5 protein-coding genes are annotated in these 6,280 nt (G+C 72.3%); 3 read left to right on the top strand and 2 right to left on the bottom strand.

Going from position 1 to position 6,280, the window contains the following annotated elements; genetic code table 11:
* Positions 1 to 95: 95 nt before the first annotated feature.
* Positions 96 to 746, bottom strand: a complete 651-nt coding sequence (locus CLV63_RS27920; RefSeq protein ID WP_106586216.1) for a CatB-related O-acetyltransferase — start codon at positions 744 to 746, stop codon at positions 96 to 98.
* Between the two features lie 248 nt (positions 747 to 994).
* Positions 995 to 1,372, bottom strand: a complete 378-nt coding sequence (locus CLV63_RS27915) for a VOC family protein (RefSeq protein WP_106586215.1) — start codon at positions 1,370 to 1,372, stop codon at positions 995 to 997.
* A gap of 80 nt (positions 1,373 to 1,452) precedes the next feature.
* On the opposite strand from CLV63_RS27915, the gene CLV63_RS27910 reads away from it, so the two are divergent.
* From CLV63_RS27910 to CLV63_RS34160, 3 genes are all read left to right on the top strand, one after another.
* Complete coding sequence (locus CLV63_RS27910; protein ID WP_106586214.1) at positions 1,453 to 2,199, top strand: TetR/AcrR family transcriptional regulator; 747 nt, start codon at positions 1,453 to 1,455, stop codon at positions 2,197 to 2,199.
* Between the two features lie 380 nt (positions 2,200 to 2,579).
* The gene (locus CLV63_RS34775) at positions 2,580 to 4,391 is read left to right on the top strand and encodes a serine/threonine-protein kinase (protein ID WP_245929114.1); all 1,812 of its coding nucleotides are present in this window, start codon (positions 2,580 to 2,582) and stop codon (positions 4,389 to 4,391) included.
* A gap of 153 nt (positions 4,392 to 4,544) precedes the next feature.
* Entirely contained in the window at positions 4,545 to 6,260 is a 1,716-nt protein-coding gene (locus CLV63_RS34160) for a serine/threonine-protein kinase (RefSeq protein WP_211301509.1), read from the top strand.
* Positions 6,261 to 6,280 lie beyond the last annotated feature (20 nt).

Here is a 6,280-nt window from a genome sequence, read left to right as displayed (position 1 = left end):
CCGGAGTGGTTGCACCACTACAATCACCACCGGTTCCACACCGCGATCAGCGGCCCTCCCGCCACCCGCGTACCTAACCTCTCAGGTCAGTACAGCTAGGCCAGTTCGGCCGCTGCTTCCTCCAGGTCGTCGATGCCGCCGGACATGACCGTGCGGATGTGGTCGGTGAGGTGCTGGAGCGGCCAGTCCCACCACGCCACGGCCAGGAACCGGGCGATGTCCGCGTCGCTGTGGCGGCGGCGGATGAGCTTGGCCGGGTTGCCGCCGACGATCCCGTAGTCGGGGACGTCGTCGACCACGACCGCGCCGGAGGCGATGATCGCCCCGTGCCCGATGCGGACACCGGGCATCACCAGGGACTGGTAGCCGAACCAGACGTCGTTGCCGACCACCGTGTCGCCCCGGCCGGGCAGGCCGGAGATGAGGTCGAAGTGCTCGGCCCAGGAGCCGCCCATGACAGGGAAGGGGAAGGTGGAGGGGCCGTCCATGCGGTGGTTGGCGCCGTTCATGACGAACCGCGTGCCCTCGCCCAGGGCGCAGAACCTGCCGATGACCAGCTTCTCCGGCCCGTAGTGGTAGAGCACGTTGCGGGTCTCGAAGGCGGTCGGGTCCACCGGGTCGTCATAGTAGGAGAACTCCCCGACCTCGATCAGCGGCGAGGTGACCAGCGGTTTCAGCTGCACCACGCGCGGCTGCCCGGGCATGGGGTGCAGAGCGGTCGGGTCGGCGGGTACAGGGCGTGTCATGTGTCGTCCTCTTCTCGGTGCGTGGCCGGTGACGTCGGAGCACGTCAGGCCGTAGGAAGCGCCGCGTGGCGCGGGGTGCGGCGATGGGCGTGCCGGTCAACGCGGCCGCGCCCACTGGACGCCGGGCCGGCGGGGACTTCCTGCCCTCGCTGGGCCGGGCCGCCTCCAGTGGGCCGGGCCGCCATTGGACGCCGGCCGCCGGCGTGGCCGGGCCGCCCAGATGCGGACCGGCCACGCCGGCGGGTTGCTCAGACCCACTGCACGAGCTGCCACACGATGCCGTTGGGGTCGGCGAACTGGCAGTAGCGCTCGCCCCACGGCTCGGTCTCCGGTTCGGTGACGACGGTGGCGCCCCCGGCGGCGATGCGGGCGAACTCGGCGTCGATGTCCTCCACAACGAGGACGATCAGCGTGCCCTGGCCCGCGGATCCGGCGATGGACTGGGGCTTGAAGCTCCCGAGTCCGGTGCGCAGGAAGATCACGTTGAGTCCGTTGTCGGGATGGGTCAGGGACACGAAGCCGTCGGCGGACATCGCCTCGGTGAAGCCGAAGTGGGCCTTGGCGAACTCGGCCGAGGCGTCGGCGGCCGCGACGTTCAGGGACACGGCGGTACCGGTGATCTTCATGCTCGCCTCCGAATCAGAAAAACCTTGTGCGGTGTATAGAGTAAGGTATCTCCAGAGTACTCCCGACCCCGGAGGGCCCGATGATCCGCGAACTGATCGACCTGCTCTGGCGCGACCACCCCGACGCGCCCGGCGGCGGCAGCCGCGGCCCGCGCGCGAAGGTCTCGACCTCGCAGGCCGTGGACGCGGCGATCGCCCTCGCTGACGCCGAAGGACTGGACGCGGTGTCGGTCCGCCGCGTTAGCGCCGAACTCGGAATCTCCGCCATGGCCCTCTACACCCACGTGGGATCGCGCGATGACCTGCTGGTTCTCATGGCCGACACCGTGCGCGGCCGTCAGCCGCGCGGGCCCTACGCGAGCACCGCCTGGCAGGCGCGGGTGCGCGGGCTCGCCGAGGCGGACCTCGCCCTGTACGCGGCGCACTGGTGGCTCCTTGACGTCGACGACCAGCGCACCTCGCTGGGGCCGGGGACGATCGCGAAGTACGACCACGAACTGCACGCCTTCCAGGGCTCAGGGCTCAACGAGGTGGACCAGGACGCGGCGCTCGGCTTCGTCGCCGACTTCGTCCGGGCCTCCGCGCGGGCCCGGCGGCCCGACCCCCGCGCCGCGGACATGGCCGAGGTCTGGTCCTCCTGGAGCCGGCGGCTGGCCGCCTACCTCGGCGACGACTTCCCCCTCGCGCAGAGGGTCGGCGCGGCCGCGGGGGAGGCCATGAACGCCCCGTACAGCGCCGAGGCCGCCTGGGCCTTCGGCCTGGACCGGGTGCTGGACGCCCTGGATTCCCTCATCCGCGATCGAGGCGGCCCACCGCCCGCGCGCTGACATCCGTCCCGCGGCCACGCGCGACGACCACCGCCGGTACCCCGCTGACCGCGCTGACCGGCGCGGCTGTGGCGGCGCCGCTGTGGCGGCGCCGGCCGGCGCGCGGGCACTGCGCGTCGACCGCGACCGCGACCCGGAACAGGACGCGGGTGGCGCCGGTCTCCCCTCCGGCCGCTCGGAGAATCCGGGTGTCCGGTGGTCGCGCTCGGCGACGACGTCTGTGCTGGAGTTGTCCCGATCCCGCTTTGTCAGGTGTAATTACCCGTGGCTTCTTGTGGGGCACGACGTCCGGATTCGTCCCACACTGAACACGCCGGGTAGCCGCACGGGTCCGGTCGTTCGCCTTTCCCCCGCCTCATCCCCTGCCCCCGGAAGAGTCCATGCACAGCGCTCCAGATCAGTTCGCCGCCGCCGGTCTCGCTCCCCGAACCGAGAAGGACCCCACCCACGTAGGCGGCTATCGCGTCGTCGGGCGGCTGGGCGCGGGCGGGATGGGGGTCGTCTACGCGGCCGTCGACGACGGCGGCGCGCCGCTGGCGCTGAAGGTGGTGCACCGCCAGTACGCCGCGGACTCCGAGTTCCGCGCGCGCTTCGCCCGCGAGGTCGACCTGCTGCGCCGGGTGACCGGCACCTGTGTGCCGGGGTTCCGCGGCGCCGACACCAAGAGCGCTCGCCCGTGGCTGGGCATCGAGTACGTGCCGGGGCTGACGCTGAAGGAGCACATCGACCGGCACGGCCCGCTGAGCGGCGACATGCTGCTGGGGCTGGCCGCAGGGATCGCCGAGGCGCTCCAGGTGGTGCACGCCGCCGGAATCGTGCACCGCGACCTCAAGCCGGGCAACGTCATGCTCGCTCCGTCCGGGCCCAAGGTGCTGGACTTCGGGATCGCCCGCGCGGTCGAGGAGTCCGCGATCACCCGCACCGGCGGCCTCTTCGGCACCCCGGGGTGGCTCGCCCCTGAGCAGTACCAGGGTGCCGAACCCGCCCCGCAGTCGGACCTGTTCGCCTGGGGCGGGCTGGTGGCCTACGCGGCCACGGGCCGGCGCCCGTTCGGCACGGGCACCCCGGACGAGCTCGCGATCCGCACCCTGGAGCACGAACCCGACCTGGCGGGGCTTCCCGAGCAACTGCATGCGCTGGTCGCCGCGGCCATGGCGAAGGACCCGGCCCGGCGTCCCACCGCCACCCAGGCGCTGGACGCGGTAACCGCGATGTGGACGGGCGGCCCGCAGGTCACCGGCGAGGCGGCGACCAGCGTGCTCCCCGACCTGCTGCTGCACCGCTGGACCGAGGTCGGGCGCGCCGAGGACACCTCCACGACGTGGAACAGCCTCGCCCCGCCCAAACGCTCCCGGTGGCGCAACCGCAGGGTGCTGGTGCCGGTGGCCGCGGCGCTCGCATTGGTCCTGATCGGGGGCGCGGGCGCCGCGACCTGGCAGCTCACCACGGGTGACCCGGAAGGCGGCGGGGGACAAGGGCAGAGCGGCGGCGAGGGGTCGGGCGGCGGCAGCGGTGGCGCCGGCGGCGGCTCCGGATTCGGCGGCGATGACCTGGCCGACGTGGACCAGGGCGGCGCCAACCTGCGCGACGCCGACTCCGGGGACGACTTCTCCGTCGGTGCGGTGCAGGTGTCGAACACCTCCCCCGAGACCATCGAGGTCGCCACCCGGCAGGCGCACAGCGACGGCGGGGCGCTGATCGGGGACTGGGAGCCGCAGCTCACCATCAGCTTCTCCGCGGCCGAACGCGAGGGGGACGACGTCGTGTTCTCCGGCAGCGCCGAGTACCTGCGCGACACGGGCAGCTACACCCTGCACACCCAGGACTTCCAGGCCATGGACTTCCGGTTGGAGGAGGAGGACGTGCAGAACCTCTACAACCGGGACTGGGACAAGTTCTACCGGTCCACCGATTCCGAGGTGCTGACCACGCTGGACACCGACAAGTCCACCGACGATTTCACCTTCACCATCCACGACGTCCCGCCGCAGAACGAGAACCCGGCCGCCAGCCCCGTCACCCCGTACGAGATGCGCTACCTCCGCTATGAGCCTCCCGAGGAGCTGTGGGGGCACACCCTCACGGAGCAGGAGCGCGGCGCGTACGGGGTGTGCTACCAGGAGGGCTCCGAGTGGCACGACCAAGAGCCGATCGGGGACGGCGAGGGCGGAGGAGGGCTGCCGTGCGGGTGACCCGCACCCCGGGGCGATTCGGGGCCGCGGGATAGCCGCGGCCGCACCGGACGGCGACCGCGCATAGACGCGCGCTTAGACCCGCACTTCGCCCCGCACATACGACCGCGCATGGACGATCCTGCACTGCCGCACCGACACGGGAACAGGCTGATGACTGACGCACCCCCCAAGCGCTTCTCCCCGCTGCTGGACGACGACCCCAGGCACATCGGCCCCTACACAGTGGTGGGCCGCGTCGGTGCGGGCGGGATGGGGACCGTGTTCGCCGCCCCGGACCCCCGGCCCGACGGGCGCGACCGGTACGTCGCCGTGAAGGTGGTCCTCGACGAACTCGCCACGGACCCCGAGTTCCGGACCCGGTTCGCCCGCGAGGTCGACCTGGTGCAGCGGGTGCACAGCCCCTGCGTCCCGGCGTTCCGCGGCGCCGACACCGCTAGCGCCACCGCCTGGCTGGCCACCGAGTACGTTCCAGGGCCCACGCTGCACGAATACGTCCGCGCGAACGGCGCGCTGAGCGGCGGGAAGCTCCTGGCGCTGGCCGCCGGCCTCGCGGAGGCGCTGCACGCCATCCACGGCCAGGGCATCGTGCACCGGGACCTCAAGCCGGGCAACGTCATCCTGGGGCCGTGGGGCCCCAAGGTGCTGGACTTCGGGATCGCCCGCGCGGTGGAGGAGACCGCGCTCACGCGCACCGGCGGGGTCGTCGGCACGGCAGGCTGGATGAGCCCGGAGCAGTACGGCGGCGGCCCGCTCACCGGGCAGTCCGACATCTTCTCCTGGGGAGCGCTGGTCGCCTTCGCCGCCACCGGCCAGGGACCGTTCGGTTCCGGCACGGCGAGCGCGCTCGCCTACCGGGTGATGCGATCCGATCCCGAACTGGAGGGCACGCCCGCGGAGCTCCGGCCGCTGCTGGAGGCAGCACTGGCCAAGGACCCGGCCGCCCGCCCCACTGCGGCGGCGGCGCTCCGGGCCGTCGAACAGCTCTGGGGCGGCACCCGCGCCCCCGATACCGCCGACGCCCAGGATCCGACCGCCGCGGTCACCACGCTGCTCAACGCGGAGTGGACCGGCATGGAATCGGCGCCGCCGAAGCCGCCCCGTAAGTCGCGCCGCCGCCCCCTGATGGTCGCCGGCGCGATCGCGCTCGCCCTGACCCTCGTGGGTGGCGGGGCGCTCGCCGCCCCCGCGGCGATGGACCTGTTGTCCAAGCAGGGAGGCGGCGGCAGCCCCGAGGACGCCAGTGGTGGCGCTGCGGACAGCGGCGGCGGTAGCGACGTCGGTGCCGCGGACAAGGGCAGTGCCAGCGGGGACGACAGTGGCAGTGGCGACAACAGTGGCGGTGGCGACGGGGACAAGGCCGGTGGTAGCGCCGACGTCAAGGTCGAGGAAGCCGAGTTGCCCGCCGCAGCCGTCGACAAGGTCTCCGGCGGAAACAACGCCGACAGCGCGACGGCCTCCGCGGAGGGTGACTCCGGGCTGTTCAAGGCGGCCTTGGGCGGCGGCATCGCCGCATCGCTGATCTCCGTCCACAGCCCGAAAGCCACCGGCGACGGAATCCAGTTCACCGTCAATGGGCAGTCCGAGGGGGTCCGGGCAAATGCGCCCGAGGTCACTCAGAACGCGTTTCGTGTGGTCGCCGACGGCGATGAAATGACCCCGAACACGGACTTCCGATACACGCCCGCACCGGGGCAGCCGCAGGGCCAGGAGACCAACGAGTTCACCCTCTCGATCCCCGGAGCACCGAAAAGCGGCCTGCTGGCCTTCCAGGGCTCGACCACCGACGGCCATGCGCTGCCCCCGGTAGGAATCTGCTACGACGCCGCCACCAGCGTCTTCACCACCGAGTACGAGAAGTGCACCTGAGCAATCGTGTTCCGGTCAAC

Origin of the sequence: Murinocardiopsis flavida, assembly GCF_003014485.1 — a bacterium.
GTDB lineage: Bacteria > Actinomycetota > Actinomycetes > Streptosporangiales > Streptosporangiaceae > Murinocardiopsis > Murinocardiopsis flavida.
This window is presented reverse-complemented; position numbering and strand designations above follow the sequence as displayed.